The following is a 21,420-nucleotide window of genomic DNA, read 5'->3' on the forward strand; positions in this document are numbered from 1 at the left end:
GACCGAAGGCTAAACTAGGGCTAAATTTGCAAAATTCCCTCGGGCATCACCGTTAACAATTCCCGCCGTTGCAAACCCTCTTGATGACAAATGGCGTTGGCTGATAATAGCCCACTGCTGATGGCCCGCTCCATCAAACCGCAGGGAAAGGGCATTTTCACCCAATCCCCAGCGAACAAAAGATTGGCCACCGGAGTTTCCGTCTCCGGGCGATCGCCGTAGCTGTTGGGGGGAAAACCGGAGAAATTTTTCTGGTTAACCAATTCCCGGTGTAGGAGTTTTGCCGTAGCTAACGAGGGGACAATTTCGTACAATTCCTGCTCAAAGGTGGCTAACAAATCCCCCTGGGTGGGGAACTCTTTTTCTTTGTAGCAATAGGCGTGTAACTCCACCACACTGCCCCCGGTGCGTTCCGCCCAGGCAATAAATTGATTTTGGATTCGGTGATAAAGGGTAATGCTATCGGTTAAACGGTAACCGGATAGGGAGGCGAAGTTACTGTGGGGCCATTCAAAATCTTGATCAAACCAAAACCGGGCCACTGCAAAGGGATCCGCCACCGCTAGGTTTTTCACCTGTTGGACAAATTGGGGATTAACATCTCCCCCCAGGCGATCGGCCAGGTTTTTCATGCCCACTACATCCGCCGCCAGCACATAATAATCTGCTTTGAGGGTTTGCGCCGGTGGTTTGTCCTTGGTGCGGGACACCAACTGTACTTCCGTGGCACTACTTCCCGGTTTAACCGCAAACTTGGCTAAATTTCGCTTAGCTGGCCCTTGGATAACTTGACCATCCGCATCATACACAGCGCCATGGCAAGGACAGATAAATTGACCATTCTCCTGTTTGGCAACGGTGCAACCTTGATGGCTACAGGTGAGGGATAGAGCTTCTTTTCCTTCTGGCTTAGCCCAATAAACCCGATCGCCAGCGCCATAGTAAACATTCCCCCCTGGGTTTGCCTGGGTAAGCAGATCATTGCGGGGCACAGTAAACGGCACATCGCTGACCGGATCATCCCCCTGCACATACTGGAGGGATTGGATTAAACCTTGGTCACAGTTAATCGCACTAACGGTGGCTTCGGTGATGATTTGTCCGCCGTGGGCTTTGATGGATTCCACCATAGGCATGACCAAACTAGTCACCATATCGTCCTTGGTGCCATTAAAAGCTAGGCCTTCGGGATTACCGAAAAAGTAAAAATGGAAAAACTGCATCAATTCCCCCGCACTCAACACATCGGGGGCGTTCAAGCTAGATTTGGCAAAGGGTAGGAAGTAAAGATCGTACAAACCTTTGGGGAAACCCTTCGCCACCCAATCACTGACGGTGATGCTATCTAGTTGGTCATAGCTTTTGGGAATTTGAAAACCTGTAATGGCTCGAAAAACTTGCCAATGGGCAGGCTTGGTTAAATTAATGCCCCAGCGCAATCGGTTCGGGGAAGAAATGGTCAGATCGACAATATTCCAGGGAAAGGCGGAATGGCTAGGGCGAAACACCTCCGGCTCATAGCCCTCTTTAAAGACTAAAGAATAGAAATCAAGGGAACGAAAATTGTCGGCGATCGCCAATTCATTAACAATGCTTTTGAGGTTGTAATACTGGGGGAAAAAGCCGTGGAAACCGTGCTCCATCTGGAAAGTTTCTTCCCCCACCTGGATGGGCCAGCCCGCCACCTTGCCCCCTAAATTTGGCGATTTTTCCAAAAGGGTAACCTTAAAGCCCCGCTTGCTCAGTTCATAGGCTGAAGCTAAACCAGCTAAACCAGCTCCCACCACCACCACCGACTTTAGTTGGGACAAATATTGCGGCAAATCTAGGCGATCAGTATCGTACCGGGCCGGCTGGGGCTTAGCTAAACGGGAATAACCAATGGCGCCCCCCAGGGTACCCACCCCTAAAAGCTTGAGCGCAGTACGACGGGAAACAACGGTGGAATTAGGATTGGGGGGTAATTCAGTCATGCAAAAGGCAGACGGTAAAAATAAGAGCTAGGGGGGCAGTAAATAGTTCAGCCCTGATTCTAATCGCTCTATCCCAAAACTTTCTACCCAAAACTCAATTTGAATTTAGTCTTCGTCCTGGGGATTTTGATGGTCTTCGGCGGAATCGGGATCCAACTCCCAACGACGTTCATCCCTAGCCCCAAAGTTTCTCACTGTGGCCACCGGCCTACCGTCCACACTGGCAATGCCCATGGATTGCAGTAATCCTTCCGTCACATTCTGATCGGGAGTAGGATTGTCGCCCCCCACGGCTTCTTCCCCTACCACTTCCGCTTGATACCAATTGTCATCGGGATCACCACCGCTGAGGTTGCCATTGTCCAGGTGGGGCATTCTCATTAATCTAACCACATGACCAAAACCCGTATCTCGGTCAGTTAAACCATCAAAAAAAATGCCATCCTCTTCTGATCCTGTTAGATCTGCCAGCAAAAGTTGCTCAGAATTATCTTGTTCAGAATCGAGATAATCATCACTACAATTGGCAAAATATTGATTGATATCCATTTTCATCTCTCCTCTATTGCTAGAAGTTTTTCTAAAATATTGATTTTTTAATCTATTGTTATCGTAAATAAAAATGGGGATCATCGCAGTTTTCACAACAAATTCTTAACATTTGTCCCCCGTAAGAGTTACAATTTTTGCAGAAATTCTTAACAGTTACCATGGTCAATTCCCTGTCCGACGAGCAGTACAAAATTAAGATGCAAAAGCGCAAAGCTTTACAGGATGAGCGCATTGCCTCTGCTAAGGCAGAGAAAGGTCTGGTAATTGTTCACACCGGCAACGGCAAAGGAAAAACCACCGCCGCCCTGGGCATGGTGTTGCGGTCCCTGGGTCATGGTTATCGGGTAGGAATTATTCAATTCATCAAAGGGGCCTGGGAACCGGCGGAAAAAGCGGCCTTTACCCCTTGGCAAGACCAATTAACTTTTTTGGCCCTGGGAGAAGGTTTTACCTGGGAAACTCAAGACCGGCAACGGGACCAGGCGATCGCCCATGCAGCGTGGCAAAAAGCCCTGGAGTATATCCGCAATCCCGATTACCAACTAGTCCTACTGGATGAGGTAAATGTGGCGTTAAAGCTGGGCTATCTGGACGTGGAAACAGTACTAGCCGGCCTGCAAGGGAAGCCGGAATCTAATCACGTTATTTTGACAGGCCGGGGAGCACCCCAACCATTGATTGACCGGGCCGATTTAGTCACAGAAATGACCCTGATCAAACATCCTTTCCGGGAGCAAAATGTTAAGGCCCAACCCGGCATTGAGTTTTAGTCCCTGTACAGGAAGAATAGCGCCCTAACCCCTAGGGTAACCACTGAAAAAACTATTGAGGCAAGGGTTTAGGAAAAACTAACTCAACTCTTCGGTGGAGCGACTAAGCATTGTTTCTTCCACATGCTTTTCCTGTTGCCGTTCCTCTGCTAACAATTCCCTGGCTTTCTCATCCAAGTCTTCCGCTACGGTTAGTTCGGTTTCCGCCGCCCGAGCCGCCATATTTTCATGAAGTTGCTGTTCGTTTTGACGCTCTTTGGCCAGAAGTTCACGGGCTTTATCTTGGGTGCTCATAGTTTTGCTGGGGGTGAGAAAACTGGAATAAGAAAATTGATTAGTAACTGCCTATACTTTATCGCCAAAACGGAAGCATCCGGGAAAGTAATCGCTCAGTTTTTTAACACTACCCGAGCCACTTCCACCCCAGGATAGTAACGATTGAGAATTTGCTGATAGTTATAACCCTGACGGGCTAGGTCGTAGGCTCCATACTGGCTCATGCCCCTCCCCTTATGTACCCGGGCCACAATTTCATCCGTAGAAGCATAGAGGGATTCCACCACACCACCGTTATGGCTCAACACCTGGCCGAGGGTGGAAGTAACAGCATTGTGGGAAGGGCCCTGCTCACTGCCGATGCCCTTATAAACTTGCCATCTTTGGGTATCCCCCAGGTCAAACCACTGGCTGGCGGGGCGTACCATATGGACCAGGGCATAGGAACGGGCGGCGATCGCCTGGGCTTTGAGGGCTTCGGTGGGGGCGGTGGAGTGCATTTCGCTACCGACTACACTGGTTAGATAATGTTCTAAGTTGACGTAGTTGACTGCCAAAACCTTGTCGCCCCTGGGCACTAACAACACCCGTCCCCGGTACCAACGATCGCCTACGGCCAGGTAACCATTGGCGTCGGCCGTAAACCAGACTACGCCGGGAACAGAACGACCGTTAATCAGGAGACTGTTACCTTGGGCAGTGACGTTAATTCCTTGGCCAGCATTGAGACTCATCAGCCCTTGGCCTTGGCGGTCCTGGAGATATCCTTGACTGGAAACGGCGATCGCCACACTGGGTACATCTCTTTGAATGCCGACCCGAATTTCCAACGGTGGGGGAGTGTAGTCCACTGGACTGGCCATGGGGGGCGGTGCTGGAGCTGTTTGGGGACTACCGGAGGCTGGGGATTGCGGGGCAGATGGAACCGAAGCGGTATTGGTATTTTGAACAGGGGCGCTGTTCCCAAGTGCCGGGAATGTAACAGCACGATTTGAAATATTACCCGCTGGCCCAGTGGGGGTTGCCGGGGCACTTTTCGCTAAATTTTCGGCAGTGATGGGACGGGGACTTTTTAAGCCCGAAGCCGGAGAACCAGGAGGGGAGGGAATTTGGCTCAGGGGCGGCAGGGTTTTAATCAATTCTTCCCCGGCCATGTCGGCCATTACTTCGGTACCGCTATTAGTTTTGCCATTGGCGATGGCATTGGGGTCTTCCCCATAACCACTCCAAGCCAACAACAGAGGAATAGTACCAATGGAAGCGAGGGGAATTAGCATTAATGCCCATTTACGGGACATCGGCCAACGGCCGGCGATCGCCTGAAAAGAAAAACTTTTAGAAGACTTAAGAGATTTGAATAACTTGAATAAAGGGAAGGGAAAGGACGTTAATTTTTTCATGCCACCAGAAAAATTTTTCAAACCACACCCCGCTCCAGCCCATTGGAAGCAAAACAACAAAACTTTGAATATTGTAGGCCGGTTTCCCCCAAAAGGCCGGCGGGGATCACCAAAGAGCAGTAATGCCGCCTTGCCTCCCCAATGGCCATGCCATATGATTTGCTAAAGAGATTTTCTCATTAAAACCACACCACATCTCTGCCGATAGCAGTTAACCGGGTATGACCAAGATTGAAACCAGAACCGAACCAATGGTGCTCAACATGGGGCCCCATCACCCGTCTATGCACGGGGTGTTACGTTTGATTGTGACCCTGGATGGGGAGGACGTGGTGGACTGTGAACCGGTGATTGGTTATCTGCATCGGGGCATGGAAAAGATCGCTGAAAGTCGTACCAATATTATGTACGTTCCCTACGTTAGTCGTTGGGACTACGCCGCCGGTATGTTCAACGAAGCTATTACCGTCAATGCTCCAGAAAAGCTAGCCGACATTGAAGTTCCTAAGCGGGCCCAGTATATCCGGGTGATCATGCTGGAACTGAACCGCATCGCCAACCATTTACTTTGGCTTGGTCCCTTTATGGCGGACGTGGGGGCCCAAACTCCCTTCTTTTATATTTTCCGGGAACGGGAAATGATTTATGATCTGTGGGAAGCTGCTTCTGGCATGCGGTTGATCAACAATAATTATTTCCGCGTTGGTGGGGTAGCTGTGGATTTGCCCTACGGTTGGAATGATAAATGCGAGGACTTTTGTGACTACTTTTTGCCCAAGGTTGACGAGTACGAAAAACTAATTACCAACAACCCCATTTTCCGTCGCCGGGTGGAGGGGGTGGGCACTGTGACCAGGGAAGAAGCCATTAACTGGGGATTATCGGGCCCCATGCTCCGAGGTTCCGGGGTGAAATGGGACCTGCGTAAGGTGGATCATTACGAGTGCTACGACGAGCTTGATTGGGAAGTGCAGTACGAAACCGCTGGGGACTGTTTTGCCCGTTACCTAGTCAGAATTCGGGAAATGCGGGAGTCGGTTAAGATCATTCGTCAGGCCCTCAAAGCCATGCCTGGTGGCCCCTACGAAAATCTGGAAGCTAAACGACTCCAAGAAGGCAAAAAATCCGAATGGAATGATTTCCAATACCAGTATATTGCCAAAAAAGTTGCTCCCACCTTTAAGATTCCTGCCGGCGAACATTACGTGCGCTTGGAAAGCGGTAAGGGAGAATTGGGTATTTTCATTCAAGGCAATGACGATGTGTTCCCCTGGCGTTGGAAAATCCGTTCTGCGGACTTCAACAACCTGCAAATTCTGCCCCACATCCTCAAGGGGGTGAAGGTGGCAGACATCATGGCGATCCTCGGTAGTATCGATATTATCATGGGATCGGTGGACCGCTAGGTGACGTTGCCCAGTTCTAATTAAATTTTTCTCCCTTTTCCCATGGCTAATGAGGTCGTTAAAGCTAAGCGTCGCTCTAAATTCAATTTTGGTGATTTTGTCTTCAGTCCCCTAGCCCTTTTCCTAGCGGTGTTGGCTGGCATGGGGGCTACGGCCTTTATTAGCTATAAATTGGGGGATGCGGCCCTGGAGGGGGTTGTGCAACCGCCCAGTAACCCCATGGAGCAGTTCATTATTCCGCCTGGGGATGAGCCAGGGGAAAAACCCACAGATGGGTCGGAATCCGGTGCCAAGTTTGAGCCCGTCAATATTCAACAGGTGGCGAAAGAAACTAGGGCATATATTAAGAAACAACAGAAACTACCCAAGGGGGAAACCAACTCTGCCAACGCAGACCAGGGACAAGAAAAGTCTGAAGTGGAGACGGAGACGGAAAAAAAGTCTTAGATTCTAATGCTGCAAGCCCCCTAGTCAGCGACGAAAATCAAGGGGTCTTGATGCGGGTAGAGAATATTACCCAAGATCGCCGTACACTGCAGTTGGCGGTGAGCTTACAAAATAATGGCTCGGAGGAAGTGGAGTTTTTGTATAGTTTTTTGGAAGTCAGGGACCAGGATAATAATTTATTGAGTTCCTTTACTGATTCTTTGCCTCCTTCCTTACCCGGCGATCGCCAAGCGTATAAAGGCACCATCGAGTTATTTGGCCCGCTGCCGGATTCGGTGCGCAGTGTGTCGATCCGTTTAGCCAGCTATCCCGACGAAAAGGTTAAATTACAGATTGATGCCATTCCCATTCCTTAGCGGGTTGGATTGCATAGCCCTTAACTAAACTTCAATTTATGCGATCGCCTTTGTTGGCCCCGTCCGAAAAGTGTCAAGCTTGGCCCCGGTTTACTCCCCCTTGGTATCTATCATCGGGCTTGGCCATGACTCTCTACACTGCCTTTGTGGCCAATCAACGTTGCTTAAACTCAGCCCGGACGAGGGAACCTGAATACATCAGCCAGGTAATGACCGGCTCCCAAGGAGTGCCCCTCCATGTTTGGCGATCGCCCATTCCTTCCCAAGCTAAGGGGACATTAATTGCCACCTATGGCATCACTGGCTCCCTGGAAGATCAAGGCTTTTTGCGACAATGGGGACGCTGGGCCTATGAACGGCACTATGACGTAATTTTGTTTGACTGGCGCGCCCACGGTAAAACGGCGGAACTCTCCCCTACCCTCACCTCCGACGGTTTATATGAAGGGGAAGATTTTGTTTATTTAGCCGCCCAAGCAAAGGCTTTGGGTTACCCCGGCCCCTTTTGGTTTGGGGGTTATTCCCTGGGGGGTCAGCTTTCTCTCTGGGGGGTTTATAAGGGTCAAACTTTGGCAGATTGGGGTAACAACGACGCAATGCTAACTTCCTTTTCTCCCACAGACATTGGGGGAGCCATGGCCATTTGCCCTAGCCTTGATTCCCAGCGCTCCCTCAATTATTTAACCAGCCATCCAGTGGGACGATATTTGGAAAAGGCGATCGCCAACAAGCTGAAGGAATTGGCTTGGCAATTGCATCGTCACCATCCGGGGGAATTTGATTCCCAAGCCATTGAACGGGCTAATACTATTTGGGGCTTTGACCACAATTTGGTGATCGATCGCCTCGGATTGGCCTCTGTGGAAGATTATTACGAAGTCAGCAGTGCCTTGCCCCTGTTGAGCAAAATTGTTAAACCAACCCTATTGCTCTACGCCGCCGATGATCCCATGTTCCATCCCGCCATAGTAGAAGAATTACCCGGCTTGCAAAACCAACTTACCGGTGTGGATTTACAGATAACCCCCAAGGGTGGCCATGTGGGCTACATTGCCAATGGTCCCTGTCAGCAGGCTAGCAACGACCCGGACGAAAATTGGGCGATTCACCGCACCCTAGATTGGTTAGATCAAAAATCTTTGGCCTAATGGATCATTCACAATTTTCAAATCCGTTCTAAGAGCGTGTTTGAAAAGTAGGGTGAAGAATGGAAAATGGTGAAAAGAATAAAATTTTCACCATAATTAATGATAATTCGAGAATTTTACAGCACGGACATCACAGATAGCCAGTGGCAATTGGTAGAACCCCATTTACCCAAAGCAAAAACTGGGGGAAGAAAACGGAAAACTAGTCTGCGGGAGATACTCAATGCTATTTTTTACATGCTCAGAACGGGGTGTGCCTGGCGACTTCTGCCCCATGATTTTCCTAAATGGCGAACGGTCTATGGTTATTTCCAGCAATGGCACGAAGATGGTACCTGGAAAAAATTAAACCGTATCTTCCGTGAGAAAGTTCGGCTCAAAGCTGGAAGAAATACTCACCCTAGTGCCGGTTGTTTAGATTCACAGTCACTTAAAAAGGCTGGAACTGGCCAAGAAACTGGCTATGACGGCGGAAAAAAGGTCAATGGTCGTAAACGCACAATCCTCGTGGATACCATGGGATTACTTCTCGATGTTGTGGTTCACAGCGCTCATCGCTCTGACCATCAGGGTCTGATTCTACTTGCTACCTGGTTTGCTCCCCTTTGGCAGTGCCTGCAAGTTATATGGACTGACAGCACCTTTGGCGGAAAGGATTTTATTTTCTGGGTGGAGCATACTTTTGGTTGGACCTTGAATGTGGTCAGCAAAAAGCAGGGACAAAAAGGCTTTGAAGTCCTACCCCGCCGTTGGGTAGTCGAGCGCACTTTTGCTTGGTTTGGTCGTTATCGTCGTTTAAGCAAGGATTATGAATATTTACCTACCACCAGTGAGACCATGCTCTATGGTGCCATGGTTCATCTCATCCTTCAAAGGCTTGCTTAAAACTTTTCAAACACTTTCTAAGAGCCTGTTTGCAAAGTCTTATTTTGCCCCCTAAATCCCTCAATACTGGGGGACTTTGACTGTGTTTCCCCCCAAATTTGGGGGGTCAGGGGGGCTTTTCAAATCCGTTCCAACAGATATTGCCAAATGCGGTGGGCCATGGCCAGCTTTGAACAAGGGGCGATCGCCGTTTGGGAACCGTGGCGGTCAATAATTACCGCTTGATTACTGTCGGTGCCAAAGCCTGATTGGGGCTGATCAATGGGATTGGCAACAATTACATCTAGATTTTTCCTCTGCAACTTTTCTTTGGCTGGGGTAACAATATCTCCCGCTTGGGCAGCAAAACCTACTAGCAATTGATGGGGCCGTTTTTGTTTGCTCACCTGGGCAATTAAATCCGGTACCGGAGCCAACGGCAAACTGTCGGGTAAATCCTGTTTAGCTATTTTGCCTGTCCATGTTTGAGCCGGTTTAACATCGGCCACAGCGGCGGCCATCACAATCCAATCCGCCAAGGGAGCTTGTTGGGCCAAGGCTTGCTCCATTTGCTCGGCGTTGACCACCGCCATACTGATTACTCCCATGGGTATGGGCAAATCCCCTATGGGGCCATGGATGAGAGTCACCCTTGCCCCCCGATCGCCGGCCGACTGGGCCAGAGCTAAACCCATTTTTCCGGTGGACGGATTACCAATAAACCGCACTGCATCGAGATATTCCTGGGTGCCCCCAGCGGTGATAAGAATCCTTTTACCCCGTAAATCTTCCTGACCTCCGGTGAACAGCAGTGCTTGCAGTCGATGCATAATTTGCGCCGGTTCCGCCAAACGCCCCACTCCCCGCCGGTCACAGGCCAACAGTCCCCCATTGGGGGCTAACAGATGATAACGGCGATCGCCCAGCAATTGTTGTAAATTCCTTTGCACCGCTTCCTGCTCCCACATATCCGTATTCATGGCGGGGGCTAAAAGGATCGGACAACTGGAGGCTAACACCGTATTGCTGAGTAGATCATCGGCAAAACCATGGCCTAGTTTCGCCAAAGTGTGGGCCGTGAGGGGAGCAATCAGGAAAATATCCGCCCATTCCCCCAGGTCAATATGGAGGGGACGGTGATGTATGGGCTGCCAAAAATCTGCGTCGCCGTAAGCGGGATGGCGAGCCAGGGTGGTAAAGGTCAAGGGAGTAACAAATTTTTCGGCTTCGGCAGTGAGGATTACCCGCACCTCCGCCCCTTGCTGGAATAGTTGGGACACCACCTCACAGATTTTATAGGCCGCAATGCCGCCACCCACCCCGATTAGGATGCGTTTCCCCTTTACCATGGGCGATTAAATTTAAGCTTCGTCATAGGTCTCATTATCCAGCAGGTAAAGATAGGGTTCCGCCAAGTCTTCCCGCTGAAAGGCGATCGCCCGTAGGAGATGCCAATCCCTCAGCCCTTCAAAAGCATCGGTGTAATCATCGTTTTCCAGCCGTTGGGCCAATTGGGCCACATCCTCGGCAGTGAGTGCAGCTACATCTTGTTTGCTCAGGTTTTGGACGGACATGGACAATACTCCTGAAGTTGACAACCGTCGGCAACTCACATTTTATAGTCTCTGCGTTGGTTGCAACCAAGAGAATAGAGCAAACCGGGGCTAAACTGGGCCAACCTAAGCCAGCAAAGAAGTGGAAGAAGAGGCTTCCTGCCCTTGGAGCGATCGCCAAAATTGTTGTAGTTGAAATGCGGTTATCTCTGGATGCTCAAACTGAAAAAAGTATTTTCCTTCAGGACATAACCAAAGGCGATCGCCAGGCTTTTTCCAGCGTTGCCAACCATTAAATAAACTGGTGTCAATGATGCCATCTGTTTCTCCCACCGCCACCAAGAGGGGCACAGCAATGTGGTTGGGCAAAATAATTAATTGCTTATACAAACTATGGGGAGAAATGGAAGTTAATAGATCATTTTCCAAAATATTAACAATGGTTTGGGTTTGACGTAGGGAACGACAATTAAATAGATGGTGGGCCATTTGACCAAGGAGCAAATGACGGCTGTAACGCATGGCATCAAATTGGCTGTAATAATGGGCTTGCCAGTCGAGGGCAGGATATACACCAACGGAGAGTAGGGAGAGGGAACGGACTTTTTCGGGACATTGTCGGGCGTACAATAAAGCTAACAATCCACTGGTGCTATGACCAATTAAATGGACAGGTTGGTGAAAATTTTCCAGGTATTCTCCGATTAAATCTAATCCCACTGTTAGACAATTGGGTTCGTCAGCAGTTTGATGATAATCCCATTGCAAAATAGCCTGACTTTTGCCTAATTGTCGTAGTAGAGGACGATCAAAACGCCGCAGAGCAGGACTAAAATTAAGCCAAATGATAGGTGTTTCCGGGGGCATATTCTGGTTTGTCATGGTAGGAGTCCGGCTGGGGGGAGATTCTTAGACAAAAAATTAAATGAAGTGAGGAGTAGCAAGTAAATTATTCGAGTCAGCATTATTTGCAGGTTGATCAAAACCGGGCAGAGCTAGAAACAACCCTGACAAAAGATCAGATTTTCAAGATAAGTTCAAGCAACATTAATTATTGCCAGTGTCAATGAACTATTGGGATCTTGGTAGTGATCAGCCGGCAAAAGCTTAGGTTACCTAGGATTGCAAAATTGGTTTAATTTCACTTACCCATGTCTTTACTCTTAATTCTGTTAACTCTGGCTGATTATCTTCGTCCAAAGCTAAACCAACAAATTTCCCATTTTTCACCGCTTTTGATTCGTCAAAATCATAGCCAGCGGTGGGCCAAAACCCCACTGTTTTACCGCCTAATCCACTGATTTTTTCTTCTAAAATGCCCATGGCGTCTTGAAAATTATCTGCATAACCAACCTGATCGCCAGCACCAAAATAGGCTACTTTTTTGCCATTAAAATCAATTTCGTCTAATTGGTCATAAAAGCCTTCCCAATCACTCTGGAGTTCCCCCACATTCCAGGTGGGACAACCGATAATCAGGCAACTATATTGCCTAAAATCATCAACATCAGCCTGGGATATATCCATCATATCGACCACACTATCGCCGCCCATTTCTTTTTGAATCAGTTCAGCAATGGTTTCAGTGTTGCCGGTTTGAGTACCGTAAAAAAGTCCAATTTTTGTCATGATTACTGGAAAGTTACTAAGCTTAATTTGTTTTCGTGGAAATAATTTTGGGAAACCCTTAACCGTTAAGTAGGGCTTGGTTTAGTAGTTCCGAAGTGTTGAAGGAAAGGGGACTGATGCCATCGTTGGCGATCGCCTGCATCTGGCGACACTGACAGCAATACCAAACTAAATTTCCTTGGTGTAAATGCCGCAAAAGACAATGGCAACAGCACAAACAAGTGTGAGGATGATCCATAATTTTTTAGGCAATGGGAGAGTGAAAATTCATTAACTTAGGCAAGGTAATAAAAAGAAAAGAGGTTTACCGTTACTTAGCAATGGAGTCTTAATTTCAGGCTGGCAGAGCTAGGCAAAGTAAACCCCGATGCTTGCTTAAGAGAGGAAAAGCTGATGGCTAATGACTAGGTTTGCAAGGAATCAAACGCTTGTTCGACCCGTTTGAAGTCAAAACCCAAAGCCCGCAGTGCGTGCCAGAGGTGGCCTTGGAGGAAGAAAAAGGCCAGGAAGAAGTGAGCGTTGGCTAACCAAGCCCGGCTGGTGTGGGCATGCATGGGCAGTTCCACCGTATCGGCAAAATAGGGAAAAATGCCCAATTTAATTGCCAAAGGCGGGCCGTAAAATTCTGGCGGATAGGCCAGGGTGTTGACTGCACAGAAATAGGCCGCCACAAATCCAGCTAGGGCAATGCCCCCCAGGGAATAGGACAAAATGGCTTCCCCGGAAAAGAGCAGAACTTTTTTAGCCCAACCCAGAGGGGGCACCAGAATGTGCCAAATGCCTCCACCGATGAGCAGAAAACCGACAAAAATATGTCCCCCCACCAGATCTTCTAGGCTACTGATGCTGGCAAAATGGGTTTGATAACCATAAATAACCAAAGGATCTAATGTTGGCTGACTGACTAGGCGCACCGTTTGGGTGGTGGCGTCGTACAATCCCCCCCAATACATGGCTTTGCCTGCCAACAGTAGAGCTCCGGCCCCCAGGAACAGGAGATGATGACCCAAAATTATCCCTAGTTGCTGGGGGTTTTCCCACGTGAAATGGAATTTTTTGCCCTGGCCCTTAAGGGTACTGAGGTCAGCGGGGGCCCGCAGGGTATGAAACAAAGCCCCAGCCCCCAGTACCGCTGAAGCAATCAGGTGAATACTACCAATGACAAAGTAGGGATAGGTATCCACAATTTGTCCGCCATCGCCCACACCCCAACCGAGGGTAGCCAAATGGGGCAGTAGAATTAATCCCTGGTCTCCCATGGCCTGGGTGGGATCAAATCGGGAAATTTCAAACAGGGTAAAGGCTCCGGCCCAAAATGCTGTTAAAGCCGCCTGGGCCACATGGGCCGCAATAAAAAGCCCAGACTGATCAGCGAAACGGGCATTGCCGGCCCACCATTCGTACTGAACGGTGTCGTTGCCATAGGTTTGCACAGAATTGCCTCCTTAATTGAGACGACAAATAATAAATTATGGCAATAAGTGCCGAGAAACCTAGGTGGGATGCCGCCATGGAGGCAAAGAATAAAGCGTTCTCTGTCCACCCGAGACCTATTCTGGCTTAACCACAACGGCGATCGCCAATCTTTCCCTAGGACTAAGCTCAAACCACTGATGGAGCAGTTGAGAATCTTTAGCACTTACTCCCGAATTATTATAGGGGCATAAATGAGAATTTATAGCAACTAAAATTATTAAGAAATGTTAAGCAGGGTTGAACCCATGGCCAGGTGAGGATTTGCCTCCAGGGATGCTAGAGGGGAATTTTGTTGATGAGGTTGATTGCAGTAGCGGTGTAAAAGATCTTATTTAGAATTGGTGTATATATGCTGATTTTTGGCGATCGCCCAAGGGTAACGTAACTTCCGACGGGGATGTGGCAAGCTGTTATGGGTGGGAGCGTGGCCTCCGGAAGCCCTCGTCAGTAAAAAAGTGAACAACTCATGGCTTTAATCCAATGGTATCCCGGGCACATTGCCAAAGCGGAAAGACAACTCCGGGAGCAGTTAAACAAAGTTGACGTGGTGCTGGAAGTAATTGATGCCCGCATTCCACTAGCGTCCCAGCATCCCGATGTGCCCCTCTGGGTGGGAGAAAAGCCCAAATTAATCATTCTCAACCGGGTGGACATGATCACGCCGGAGTTGCAAGAGCAGTGGTTAACGTGGTTCCGCCAGCAAAATCAAACGGTGTATTACGCCAATGCCAAGCAGGGCACCGGGGTTAAGGCCATTAGTAAAGCGGCCCAGCAAGCTGGTAAGGCGGTTAATGAAAGAAGGCAACGACGGGGTATGCAACCACGGCCAGTGCGAGCAGTGGTGATGGGCTTCCCTAACGTAGGTAAATCTGCATTAATTAACCGACTTTTAGGGCGTAAGGTGGTAGAGAGTGCCCGACGGGCGGGGGTGACCAGACAGTTACGGTGGATTCGCATTTCCGACAGTTTGGAATTGCTTGATTCCCCTGGGGTCATTCCCCTCAAGCTGGAAAATCAGGCCAATGCCCTCAAGCTGGCCATTTGTGAAGATATTGGTGAGGCGGCCTACGAAAATCAGGCGGTGGCGATCGCCATGGTGGATCTGTTGCTAGATTTATCCCTGGGGGAGGCGTTGACGCAACGTTACCAAGTGCCGCCGGAAGCTATGAATGGGGATTTATATTTAATCGCCCTAGCTGATGCCCGTCATAACGGCGATCGGGAAAGGGCCGCAGTACAATTGCTGAACGATTTCCGCAAAGGACTACTGGGCCCCCTGCCATTGGAATTGCCCCCAGAGGTTTAGACCAGAATCGGCCTAGGGATAGGATTAATGTTTTCCTCGGATAACCTTCACTACTTTAAACGTTGAAGCGGAAGAGCAGCACATCCCCCTCCTGTACCACATATTCTTTGCCTTCACTGCGGACTAATCCCTTTTCCTTGGCTCCCTGCATACTGCCACAGCTAATTAAATCTTCATAGGCCACGGTTTCCGCTCGGATAAAACCCCGTTCAAAATCGGTGTGAATTACCCCGGCCGCTTGGGGAGCTTTCATGCCGCTGATGATGGTCCAGGCTCGGGTTTCCTGGGGGCCCGTGGTCAGGTAAGTGCGTAGCCCCAGTAATTCATAGGTAGCTCGAATAAGGGATTTCAATCCCCCTTCCGTCACGCCTAAGCTAGCCAAAAAGTCCTGCCGCTCCTCCTCCGGTAATTCAACCAGTTCCGATTCCACCTGGGCCGAAATCACCACCACTTTGGCTTCATCCTTAGCGGCGATCGCCTTGACCTGTTCCACCCAATCATTGCCCCCGGCCAAATCATCCTCTGTGACATTGGTGGCATAGATAATCGGTTTAAGGGTCAGTAAACCCAGGGACTTGATTAATTCCTGTTCTTCGGCTGTTAATCCTACCCGTCGGGCTGGAATACCCTCATTGAGGGCGGCGACCAATCTTTCCAAAATGGCCACTTCTTCCAACAAATCCTTATTGCCCCGGGCTTGCTTGCGACTGCGTTCTAAACGTTTTTCCACCTGGGCTAAATCCGCCAGCACCAACTCCAAATCAATTACTTCCACATCCCGCACCGGGTCGACAGAACCTGACACATGGATAATGTCATCGTCATCAAAACAGCGCACCACATGGACAATGGCATCCACTTCCCGGATATTGGCCAAGAATTGGTTTCCCAGGCCTTCCCCTTTGCTGGCCCCTGCCACCAAACCGGCAATATCGACAAATTCCATCCGGGTGGGCACTACCTTGACCGATTGGGAAATCTCCGCCAATTTCCCTAGGCGATCGTCCGGCACAGACACCACCCCCACATTGGGTTCAATGGTGCAGAAGGGAAAGTTGGCCGCTTCAGCCTTGGCATTGGCCACCAGGGCGTTAAAGAGGGTAGATTTTCCCACATTGGGCAGACCAACAATTCCAGCTCTAAGCATAATGTCTAACTATTTTGAGGATGATTAGGGGGGCAAAACAGTCTCCCATCGTACCAAAATCAGGTGGGCACCACATCACACTGGCTTTATCCTGCGGTTTTCAAACTCTTCAAATTTTATTGCTTTTTTTGTAATCTCCATGGCGCCTTTGGTGCCACTGCCAGGCATGGTCAATGATGGTATGTAAGTCAGGGTACTGGGGATTCCAGCCAAGGATTTCCCGCGCTTTAGCACTACTACCGACCAGGATGGGGGCATCACCGGGACGGCGGGGACATAGCTGATAGGGAATATCTAATCCCGTCACCGCTTTGGCAACTTCAATTACTTGACGCACGGAAAAGCCGTTGCCATTACCGAGGTTAAAGATATTGCTTTCCCCTCCTTCTAGCAGGTATTGCAAGCCTAATACATGGGCGATCGCCAGGTCACAGACATGGATGTAATCCCGTAAGGCGGTGCCGTCGAGGGTGTCATAATCAGTACCAAAAACGGAAAGTTGGGGACGTTGTTTCAAAGCTGTCAACAGGGCCAGGGGAATTAGATGGGTTTCGGGGTTATGGTCTTCTCCTAAGCGTCCTTGGGGGTCTGCGCCGGAAGCATTAAAGTAGCGAAAAATAACTGATTTGAAGCCGTAAGCTTGGTCAAAGTCAGCCAAAATTTGTTCCACCATGCGTTTGCTGGCGGCATAGGGACTGAGGGGATCAATGGGATGGCTTTCCGTCATGGGAATTTCCTTCGGCATGCCATAGACCGCACAGGTGGAGGAAAAGACAAATTTCTTAATGCCCGCCGCTAGCATGGCTTCCAGGAGGGTGAGAGTACCCACTACGTTGTTTTGGTAATAAATGTCCGGCTTTTGCACCGATTCTCCCACGGCGATGAAGGCGGCAAAATGCATGACAGCAGCAATATTCCTAGTGGCAAAAAGTTGGTCTAGTTTTTGGCGATCGCCAGTATGGCCGACTACCAATTCCACCCCCAGGGGTTGCACTAGTTCCTTGTGACCGTAGCTGAGGTTATCGTAGATAAGGACGTCAAAGCCCGCCTGTTGTAGGGCAAGCACCCCATGGGAGCCGATGTAACCCGCCCCTCCGGTGACCAAAATTGTTTGTTGCGTGGCCATTGTCGACTATTAACCCAAGCTGTTGCCTCGCCTAGAGCATACCATTCTTAACCTTGCTTGACCTTAGCTTTTTATGCCATCTACTTTTTCCCAACCATCCCCCTCTAATGCCCTTGTTAATGACCGCCGGGACGTATTTCCCCTTTCTCCCCTGATTAAAATCACCCTGGTCAATCTCTACCTAGCTCTGACAGTTCCCCTGCCCATTTTGGCCCAACTCACCCAAGGAAATGCATTACTTACCCTATTGTTAACCGTTGGACTGATGGGAGGCTTAGTTGCTTTAGTAGCTGCCTTGGCGGAACAGGTGGTGCTGAATGGAGAGGGAATTGCGGTGCGTTATCCCCGCTGGGTACCCAAATTTTTTCGGTCCGGTTGGCAATTATCTTGGGCAGATGTCACCGCATTGAAATGTCGCACCACAGGCCAGGGGGGCTTGGTTTACTATTTCCTCACAGAGTCGAAAGATAGGGCCTATCTGCTACCCATGCGGGTGGCGGGCTTTAATCGGCTAACTCAACTGGTGAGCGACCATACGGGCATTGACACCCAGGATGTGCGCCCCCTTTCCCAACCCTGGATGTATTTATTACTACTCCTATTTACCTTCTTACTTTGGGGCAGTCAGTTGGCGATCGTCCTATTGCTTTGGAGTAGCCCTCCCCTGGCATAATCTGAACAATTCCGGTTAAAATATAAACAAATGTAAAGAATATTCTCAGAAAACTTTATTTAACATTTGACTAAGACTAGTTTCACTACCATGATCAATCCCCAACCAGACGAAAAAGAACTGCTCAAAACTATCTTAGAGCCCCTGTTGGGAGATTTTGAGCACTGGTTTAGCCGCTCCTGCCAGCTACTAGAAAGCCAGCGTTTAGTCTTTTTCACCCCAGAGCAACAACAAGAGTTACTGGACCGGGTACGACAGGCACGGGATGAAGTAAAGTGTACTAAATTAATGTTCCAAGCCACCGGGGAACAGGTGGGGGTTGAGTTTAGTGTCCTGGTCCCCTGGCACAATTTGGTGACGGAATGTTGGCAGGTAGCCCAGCGCCATCGCCAGATGCAGGCTGCCCGCTAGAAAGGAAAGAGAGAGGAAAGCAATAAAAACGAATGACAGTGGGTAACAACATACAATCAACTGTGAGGAGTAGGGGTTGTTGATTTTCGATAATTGTTGACAGTCATCGTCAATGATTAAGATGCTCTCTGGCCGGTCAAGCAAGGTGGTCAGATCGTTTAATTTTGTCGAAGGTTTCCGTTAGAGCCTTGCTTGATGCCTAAACCTAGAGTTGTGCTAGGGGAGGAGTGAATTTTTCATCAAATCCCGGATCAGGTTATCCCGCACCATGATTTGTTGCATGGTTTCTAGTAAATAGTTAACGGTCTGCTCCCGGTCTAGTTCTTGATATTCCTGTTGCAAACACTGCAGTTGAAATTTCTGCTCTAAGGATAGGTTAAAGGCTTCGTTGTTGATCATGGCGATCGCACTCCTGAAAAAATGGGGCGGTCAAAAATTGTAACTAATGGCTAAGACAGCAAGCTAATTTTTTTGCCTGCCTGTGCTTAACCTAGGGGCTCCAGGGGAGCCTGGCGCATTAAGTCCCGGATGACGTTGGATTTAATCATCAACAGTCGAGAGGCTTGGACCAAAAGTTCCAGGGCTTGCTCCTGGCTGATGTTGGCGGTGGCATCCTGCATGCGACGGAACTCAAACATTTGTTCAATGGTGAGATCGAAGGATTCAGGTTTCATAGCTGTTGCCCTCCAAGGCGACTACCTTTCAATTGTAAACAATCAATTGTAAATAAATGTAACAAAAAGTTGACCCAATTAACAGTATCTGCTTATACAAGCTTGCCCAAAACGGGGGGCAAACCTAGCAACCCAGGGAAAAAATAGGTTTTAAGTCCGCTGAATTTAGTCAACATCGGGGACACCCTGCACATGTGGTTTGTTTTAGCAAGGGCTTTTAGAAAAAAATGCTCAATCTGAACATCTCCCATGACATTTCGCTTGGCGATCGCCGAGGAGGAGGAGGCTAAACTGTTCGTCTTTTTGGCTTTCACCACGTAGATAACAGTACGAGTTATTGGGTCATTGAATTATTAACAATATAACTATTTGCTGATTTTTATACTTGCAAATTTTAGATCTAATTGTATTAGTCTTCTATAGTAGAAATATAAGGAAATCAAATTTTCAAATTTTCATCTTGAAAAACATAAAATTTATTCATTATTTGTTAATCGTTGCCCCATCAATTTGTCGTTAAAATGGTTAATAGGGCTAGAAGAGCGAAGTATTTGTATTTGCCGAAAATTTCAGGAGCAAAACAATGCGAATCAACCATAAGCCTCTATTAATTGCCACTGCCTTACTAACTCTCGTGCCCAATGTTGTTTGGTCTTCTCCCTTTGATGAAGATCAGGAGATTTGTCCCCAGTGGGAATGCGATCAGGCGGGAAATTGCCGCAAACTTGATCTTACCTGCGGTTCTTCCCCAGATTCTTCTGGTGCTCAGGGCTATCAATTATATTTTGATGGGGAATTAGTGTCTGGCCCCGACGCCCAGGGTTATACATCCCAACAAGCGAAAGAAAATTGTACTTGGAATATGCAAACTAAACCGCAAATGCATATCCGCTGTCTCTACAATGGCCAGGTCTTCGGTGATCGCCCTCCTAGTAACTCTCCTGGGTATGAACTATATTTTGATGGGGAATTAGTGTCTGGCGCCGACGCCCAAGGTTATACGTTCCAACAAGCGGAAGAAAATTGCATTTGGAATATGCAAACCAAACCGCAAATTCACATTCGCTGTCTTTACAATGGCCAGGTCTTTAGGGAGCGGTGACCAACGACCAAATAATTTAATTTTTCCAATTATTTTGATAGTTATTTGGGGAACATGGACGAATAAAATTCGGATAAAAAGTTAAATTTTTCTAATTCTATAGTCGGGGTTTTCACCTATGACTACTCCCGTTTTTTGTACTAATTGTGGCAACCGCCTTAGCCCCCAGGTTCGTTTCTGTGAATCCTGTGGATGTCCCGTTGCCTTGACGTCGGAGCCACCTTCCTTTTCTGGACCACCATTGTCCCCATTGCCTCCTCCCCCTCCCACCTTTAATGTCGATGAAGTTCCATCCCATAAAAGAGGGGTAACTCCTTGGATTCCTTTTTTCCTGTTATTTAGTTCTGTCGTTGTATTAGGGGGACTTTGGTGGTTGGGAGCGTTCAATCTGCCCCAATGGAATCAATGGCTAGTAAAAATTTTGCCCACCAATACCAGTTCCCCCGTTGTTACTTCCCCTACTCCGACGGTGGCTCCCGTTGATGCCAATGCCGTAAGTTTAGAAGATTTTGTTGGCGTCTGGATGGTCATGGAAGGGGCGCCGGGGGAAGGCGGGGAAGCTATTTTTACCATGAGCTTGGAAGGAAATGTCATTGTTGTTGAGGCTGAAGGCGATCGCGTGGAATTCCCTACACTCAATGGCCGAAAACTAGAGGGCAGTGTAGTTGAAGACGGTGTAACTATCCCGATAACAGTGGAACTAAATCAGAATAAAGACCAGATTATTGTTACTGTTCTTCCCCCCAACAGTGAACTACAAGTGGGAGTGGGGCAGAGGGTAAAAGGAATTGATGATTTGGATAGTCCATCTAACTCAAGGGATAATTCCCTTAACATAGATGAAAATGTTTTAACGGAACGGCAAGCCTTAGAGCTTTTGATTGCTTGGCCGGAGATTGCGGATTGGATGCAGAGAGTTCAACAGGAAGCCCCACAGAATCAGACTCTTCTAGAAATTGTGGAAACCACCCCGCAACAATACCTAATTCGGGCTTATGAATCTGTTAATAACCCTGGAGAACCGGGTCATACAGCTACGTTTGGTTGGTATAACGTCGATCGCCAAACCGGGGAGGTGACTCAAAGTATTCCCTAGGGGAAGCTTAGGGTTAGGAGCCGAAAGTAAGGAGA

Annotated in this window: 25 protein-coding genes; 11 read left to right on the plus strand and 14 right to left on the minus strand. The window is 48.6% G+C overall.

Translation table 11 applies throughout. The features are described from left to right. Positions 1–20: 20 nt before the first annotated feature. Together SYNPCCP_RS07040 and SYNPCCP_RS07045 are read right to left on the minus strand one after the other, a co-directional pair. Positions 21–1,973, minus strand: coding sequence for an FAD-dependent oxidoreductase (locus SYNPCCP_RS07040; protein WP_010872561.1), 1,953 nt, complete (start codon positions 1,971–1,973; stop codon positions 21–23). Positions 1,974–2,078: 105 nt separating this feature from the next. Beyond that, positions 2,079–2,522 (minus strand): DUF6335 family protein, encoded by a 444-nt coding sequence (locus tag SYNPCCP_RS07045; protein WP_020861726.1) that lies wholly within the window; start codon positions 2,520–2,522, stop codon positions 2,079–2,081. 161 nt (positions 2,523–2,683) lie between these two features. Between SYNPCCP_RS07045 and cobO the strand changes: the two genes are divergently transcribed. Continuing rightward, the gene (cobO, locus tag SYNPCCP_RS07050) at positions 2,684–3,295 is read left to right on the plus strand and encodes a cob(I)yrinic acid a,c-diamide adenosyltransferase (RefSeq protein WP_010872563.1); all 612 of its coding nucleotides are present in this window, start codon (positions 2,684–2,686) and stop codon (positions 3,293–3,295) included. Positions 3,296–3,373: 78 nt separating this feature from the next. On the opposite strand, the gene SYNPCCP_RS07055 is transcribed toward cobO, so the two are convergent. Together SYNPCCP_RS07055 and SYNPCCP_RS07060 are read right to left on the minus strand one after the other, a co-directional pair. Beyond that, a complete protein-coding gene (locus tag SYNPCCP_RS07055; RefSeq protein WP_010872564.1) occupies positions 3,374–3,589 on the minus strand; it encodes a hypothetical protein in 216 nt (71 codons plus the stop codon). Positions 3,590–3,684: 95 nt separating this feature from the next. Beyond that, positions 3,685–4,971, minus strand: a complete 1,287-nt coding sequence (locus SYNPCCP_RS07060; RefSeq protein WP_010872565.1) for a SpoIID/LytB domain-containing protein — start codon at positions 4,969–4,971, stop codon at positions 3,685–3,687. A gap of 221 nt (positions 4,972–5,192) precedes the next feature. On the opposite strand from SYNPCCP_RS07060, the gene SYNPCCP_RS07065 reads away from it, so the two are divergent. The 5 genes from SYNPCCP_RS07065 to SYNPCCP_RS07085 all read left to right on the plus strand — a co-directional run bounded on the left by SYNPCCP_RS07065 (position 5,193) and on the right by SYNPCCP_RS07085 (position 9,213). After that, complete coding sequence (locus SYNPCCP_RS07065) at positions 5,193–6,377, plus strand: NAD(P)H-quinone oxidoreductase subunit H (RefSeq protein WP_010872566.1); 1,185 nt, start codon at positions 5,193–5,195, stop codon at positions 6,375–6,377. Between the two features lie 42 nt (positions 6,378–6,419). Beyond that, complete coding sequence (locus tag SYNPCCP_RS07070; protein WP_010872567.1) at positions 6,420–6,824, plus strand: hypothetical protein; 405 nt, start codon at positions 6,420–6,422, stop codon at positions 6,822–6,824. Positions 6,825–6,874: 50 nt separating this feature from the next. Next, on the plus strand, positions 6,875–7,180 hold the full coding sequence (locus SYNPCCP_RS07075; protein ID WP_010872568.1) for a hypothetical protein: 306 nt from the start codon (positions 6,875–6,877) through the stop codon (positions 7,178–7,180). 38 nt (positions 7,181–7,218) lie between these two features. Further along, positions 7,219–8,328 (plus strand): YheT family hydrolase, encoded by a 1,110-nt coding sequence (locus tag SYNPCCP_RS07080; protein ID WP_010872569.1) that lies wholly within the window; start codon positions 7,219–7,221, stop codon positions 8,326–8,328. A gap of 99 nt (positions 8,329–8,427) precedes the next feature. Beyond that, the gene (locus SYNPCCP_RS07085; RefSeq protein WP_010872570.1) at positions 8,428–9,213 is read left to right on the plus strand and encodes an IS5 family transposase; all 786 of its coding nucleotides are present in this window, start codon (positions 8,428–8,430) and stop codon (positions 9,211–9,213) included. A gap of 119 nt (positions 9,214–9,332) precedes the next feature. Here SYNPCCP_RS07085 and coaBC read toward each other — a convergent pair whose 3' ends face one another. From coaBC to SYNPCCP_RS07110, 6 genes are all read right to left on the minus strand, one after another. Next, complete coding sequence (coaBC, locus tag SYNPCCP_RS07090; protein ID WP_010872571.1) at positions 9,333–10,541, minus strand: bifunctional phosphopantothenoylcysteine decarboxylase/phosphopantothenate--cysteine ligase CoaBC; 1,209 nt, start codon at positions 10,539–10,541, stop codon at positions 9,333–9,335. Positions 10,542–10,553: 12 nt separating this feature from the next. Further along, positions 10,554–10,805, minus strand: a complete 252-nt coding sequence (locus SYNPCCP_RS07095; RefSeq protein WP_010872572.1) for a DUF2555 domain-containing protein — start codon at positions 10,803–10,805, stop codon at positions 10,554–10,556. Positions 10,806–10,871: 66 nt separating this feature from the next. Further along, positions 10,872–11,627 carry an alpha/beta hydrolase gene (locus SYNPCCP_RS07100; protein ID WP_010872573.1) on the minus strand — a complete coding sequence of 252 codons (756 nt, stop codon included), beginning with the start codon at positions 11,625–11,627 and terminating at the stop codon, positions 10,872–10,874. Positions 11,628–11,861: 234 nt separating this feature from the next. Further along, on the minus strand, positions 11,862–12,374 hold the full coding sequence (fldA, locus tag SYNPCCP_RS07105) for a flavodoxin FldA (RefSeq protein ID WP_010872574.1): 513 nt from the start codon (positions 12,372–12,374) through the stop codon (positions 11,862–11,864). A 58-nt stretch (positions 12,375–12,432) separates the two neighbouring features. Further along, positions 12,433–12,612 (minus strand): hypothetical protein, encoded by a 180-nt coding sequence (locus SYNPCCP_RS17220; protein WP_143705308.1) that lies wholly within the window; start codon positions 12,610–12,612, stop codon positions 12,433–12,435. Positions 12,613–12,778: 166 nt separating this feature from the next. Then, positions 12,779–13,807, minus strand: a complete 1,029-nt coding sequence (locus SYNPCCP_RS07110) for a chlorophyll a/b binding light-harvesting protein (protein ID WP_010872575.1) — start codon at positions 13,805–13,807, stop codon at positions 12,779–12,781. Between the two features lie 509 nt (positions 13,808–14,316). Between SYNPCCP_RS07110 and ylqF the strand changes: the two genes are divergently transcribed. Continuing rightward, complete coding sequence (gene ylqF, locus SYNPCCP_RS07115; RefSeq protein ID WP_010872576.1) at positions 14,317–15,156, plus strand: ribosome biogenesis GTPase YlqF; 840 nt, start codon at positions 14,317–14,319, stop codon at positions 15,154–15,156. Between the two features lie 55 nt (positions 15,157–15,211). Here ylqF and ychF read toward each other — a convergent pair whose 3' ends face one another. Both ychF and galE read right to left on the minus strand, forming a co-directional pair. Beyond that, positions 15,212–16,303 carry a redox-regulated ATPase YchF gene (gene ychF, locus SYNPCCP_RS07120; RefSeq protein WP_010872577.1) on the minus strand — a complete coding sequence of 364 codons (1,092 nt, stop codon included), beginning with the start codon at positions 16,301–16,303 and terminating at the stop codon, positions 15,212–15,214. A 109-nt stretch (positions 16,304–16,412) separates the two neighbouring features. After that, positions 16,413–17,429 carry a UDP-glucose 4-epimerase GalE gene (galE, locus tag SYNPCCP_RS07125; RefSeq protein WP_010872578.1) on the minus strand — a complete coding sequence of 339 codons (1,017 nt, stop codon included), beginning with the start codon at positions 17,427–17,429 and terminating at the stop codon, positions 16,413–16,415. Positions 17,430–17,502: 73 nt separating this feature from the next. On the opposite strand from galE, the gene SYNPCCP_RS07130 reads away from it, so the two are divergent. Continuing rightward, a complete protein-coding gene (locus SYNPCCP_RS07130; RefSeq protein ID WP_010872579.1) occupies positions 17,503–18,102 on the plus strand; it encodes a hypothetical protein in 600 nt (199 codons plus the stop codon). A gap of 90 nt (positions 18,103–18,192) precedes the next feature. Next, positions 18,193–18,513 carry a DUF2605 domain-containing protein gene (locus SYNPCCP_RS07135; RefSeq protein ID WP_010872580.1) on the plus strand — a complete coding sequence of 107 codons (321 nt, stop codon included), beginning with the start codon at positions 18,193–18,195 and terminating at the stop codon, positions 18,511–18,513. A gap of 216 nt (positions 18,514–18,729) precedes the next feature. Here SYNPCCP_RS07135 and SYNPCCP_RS07140 read toward each other — a convergent pair whose 3' ends face one another. Next, entirely contained in the window at positions 18,730–18,912 is a 183-nt protein-coding gene (locus SYNPCCP_RS07140) for an NblA/ycf18 family protein (protein WP_010872581.1), read from the minus strand. A gap of 86 nt (positions 18,913–18,998) precedes the next feature. Beyond that, positions 18,999–19,187, minus strand: coding sequence for an NblA/ycf18 family protein (locus SYNPCCP_RS07145; RefSeq protein ID WP_010872582.1), 189 nt, complete (start codon positions 19,185–19,187; stop codon positions 18,999–19,001). A gap of 583 nt (positions 19,188–19,770) precedes the next feature. On the opposite strand from SYNPCCP_RS07145, the gene SYNPCCP_RS07155 reads away from it, so the two are divergent. Together SYNPCCP_RS07155 and SYNPCCP_RS07160 are read left to right on the plus strand one after the other, a co-directional pair. Further along, the gene (locus SYNPCCP_RS07155; protein WP_010872583.1) at positions 19,771–20,289 is read left to right on the plus strand and encodes a hypothetical protein; all 519 of its coding nucleotides are present in this window, start codon (positions 19,771–19,773) and stop codon (positions 20,287–20,289) included. Positions 20,290–20,407: 118 nt separating this feature from the next. After that, a complete protein-coding gene (locus SYNPCCP_RS07160; protein WP_010872584.1) occupies positions 20,408–21,385 on the plus strand; it encodes a zinc ribbon domain-containing protein in 978 nt (325 codons plus the stop codon). Positions 21,386–21,420: the final 35 nt, after the last annotated feature.

The sequence above is a fragment of the Synechocystis sp. PCC 6803 substr. PCC-P genome (genome assembly GCF_000284455.1).
In the GTDB taxonomy this organism is placed as follows: Bacteria; Cyanobacteriota; Cyanobacteriia; order Cyanobacteriales; family Microcystaceae; genus Synechocystis.

Coding starts and splice junctions, on each gene's coding strand:
- SYNPCCP_RS07070 (WP_010872567.1), top strand. CDS start 6,420: ATGGCTAATGAGGTCGTTAAAGCTAAGCGTCGCTCTAAATTCAATTTT.
- fldA (WP_010872574.1), bottom strand. CDS start 12,374: ATGACAAAAATTGGACTTTTTTACGGTACTCAAACCGGCAACACTGAA.
- SYNPCCP_RS07060 (WP_010872565.1), bottom strand. CDS start 4,971: ATGAAAAAATTAACGTCCTTTCCCTTCCCTTTATTCAAGTTATTCAAA.
- SYNPCCP_RS07080 (WP_010872569.1), top strand. CDS start 7,219: ATGCGATCGCCTTTGTTGGCCCCGTCCGAAAAGTGTCAAGCTTGGCCC.
- SYNPCCP_RS07155 (WP_010872583.1), top strand. CDS start 19,771: ATGCGAATCAACCATAAGCCTCTATTAATTGCCACTGCCTTACTAACT.
- SYNPCCP_RS07135 (WP_010872580.1), top strand. CDS start 18,193: ATGATCAATCCCCAACCAGACGAAAAAGAACTGCTCAAAACTATCTTA.
- coaBC (WP_010872571.1), bottom strand. CDS start 10,541: ATGGTAAAGGGGAAACGCATCCTAATCGGGGTGGGTGGCGGCATTGCG.
- SYNPCCP_RS17220 (WP_143705308.1), bottom strand. CDS start 12,612: ATGGATCATCCTCACACTTGTTTGTGCTGTTGCCATTGTCTTTTGCGG.
- SYNPCCP_RS07145 (WP_010872582.1), bottom strand. CDS start 19,187: ATGAAACCTGAATCCTTCGATCTCACCATTGAACAAATGTTTGAGTTC.
- SYNPCCP_RS07085 (WP_010872570.1), top strand. CDS start 8,428: ATGATAATTCGAGAATTTTACAGCACGGACATCACAGATAGCCAGTGG.
- SYNPCCP_RS07065 (WP_010872566.1), top strand. CDS start 5,193: ATGACCAAGATTGAAACCAGAACCGAACCAATGGTGCTCAACATGGGG.
- SYNPCCP_RS07130 (WP_010872579.1), top strand. CDS start 17,503: ATGCCATCTACTTTTTCCCAACCATCCCCCTCTAATGCCCTTGTTAAT.
- ychF (WP_010872577.1), bottom strand. CDS start 16,303: ATGCTTAGAGCTGGAATTGTTGGTCTGCCCAATGTGGGAAAATCTACC.
- cobO (WP_010872563.1), top strand. CDS start 2,684: ATGGTCAATTCCCTGTCCGACGAGCAGTACAAAATTAAGATGCAAAAG.
- galE (WP_010872578.1), bottom strand. CDS start 17,429: ATGGCCACGCAACAAACAATTTTGGTCACCGGAGGGGCGGGTTACATC.
- SYNPCCP_RS07160 (WP_010872584.1), top strand. CDS start 20,408: ATGACTACTCCCGTTTTTTGTACTAATTGTGGCAACCGCCTTAGCCCC.
- SYNPCCP_RS07040 (WP_010872561.1), bottom strand. CDS start 1,973: ATGACTGAATTACCCCCCAATCCTAATTCCACCGTTGTTTCCCGTCGT.
- SYNPCCP_RS07075 (WP_010872568.1), top strand. CDS start 6,875: ATGCGGGTAGAGAATATTACCCAAGATCGCCGTACACTGCAGTTGGCG.
- SYNPCCP_RS07100 (WP_010872573.1), bottom strand. CDS start 11,627: ATGACAAACCAGAATATGCCCCCGGAAACACCTATCATTTGGCTTAAT.
- SYNPCCP_RS07140 (WP_010872581.1), bottom strand. CDS start 18,912: ATGATCAACAACGAAGCCTTTAACCTATCCTTAGAGCAGAAATTTCAA.
- ylqF (WP_010872576.1), top strand. CDS start 14,317: ATGGCTTTAATCCAATGGTATCCCGGGCACATTGCCAAAGCGGAAAGA.
- SYNPCCP_RS07045 (WP_020861726.1), bottom strand. CDS start 2,522: ATGGATATCAATCAATATTTTGCCAATTGTAGTGATGATTATCTCGAT.
- SYNPCCP_RS07055 (WP_010872564.1), bottom strand. CDS start 3,589: ATGAGCACCCAAGATAAAGCCCGTGAACTTCTGGCCAAAGAGCGTCAA.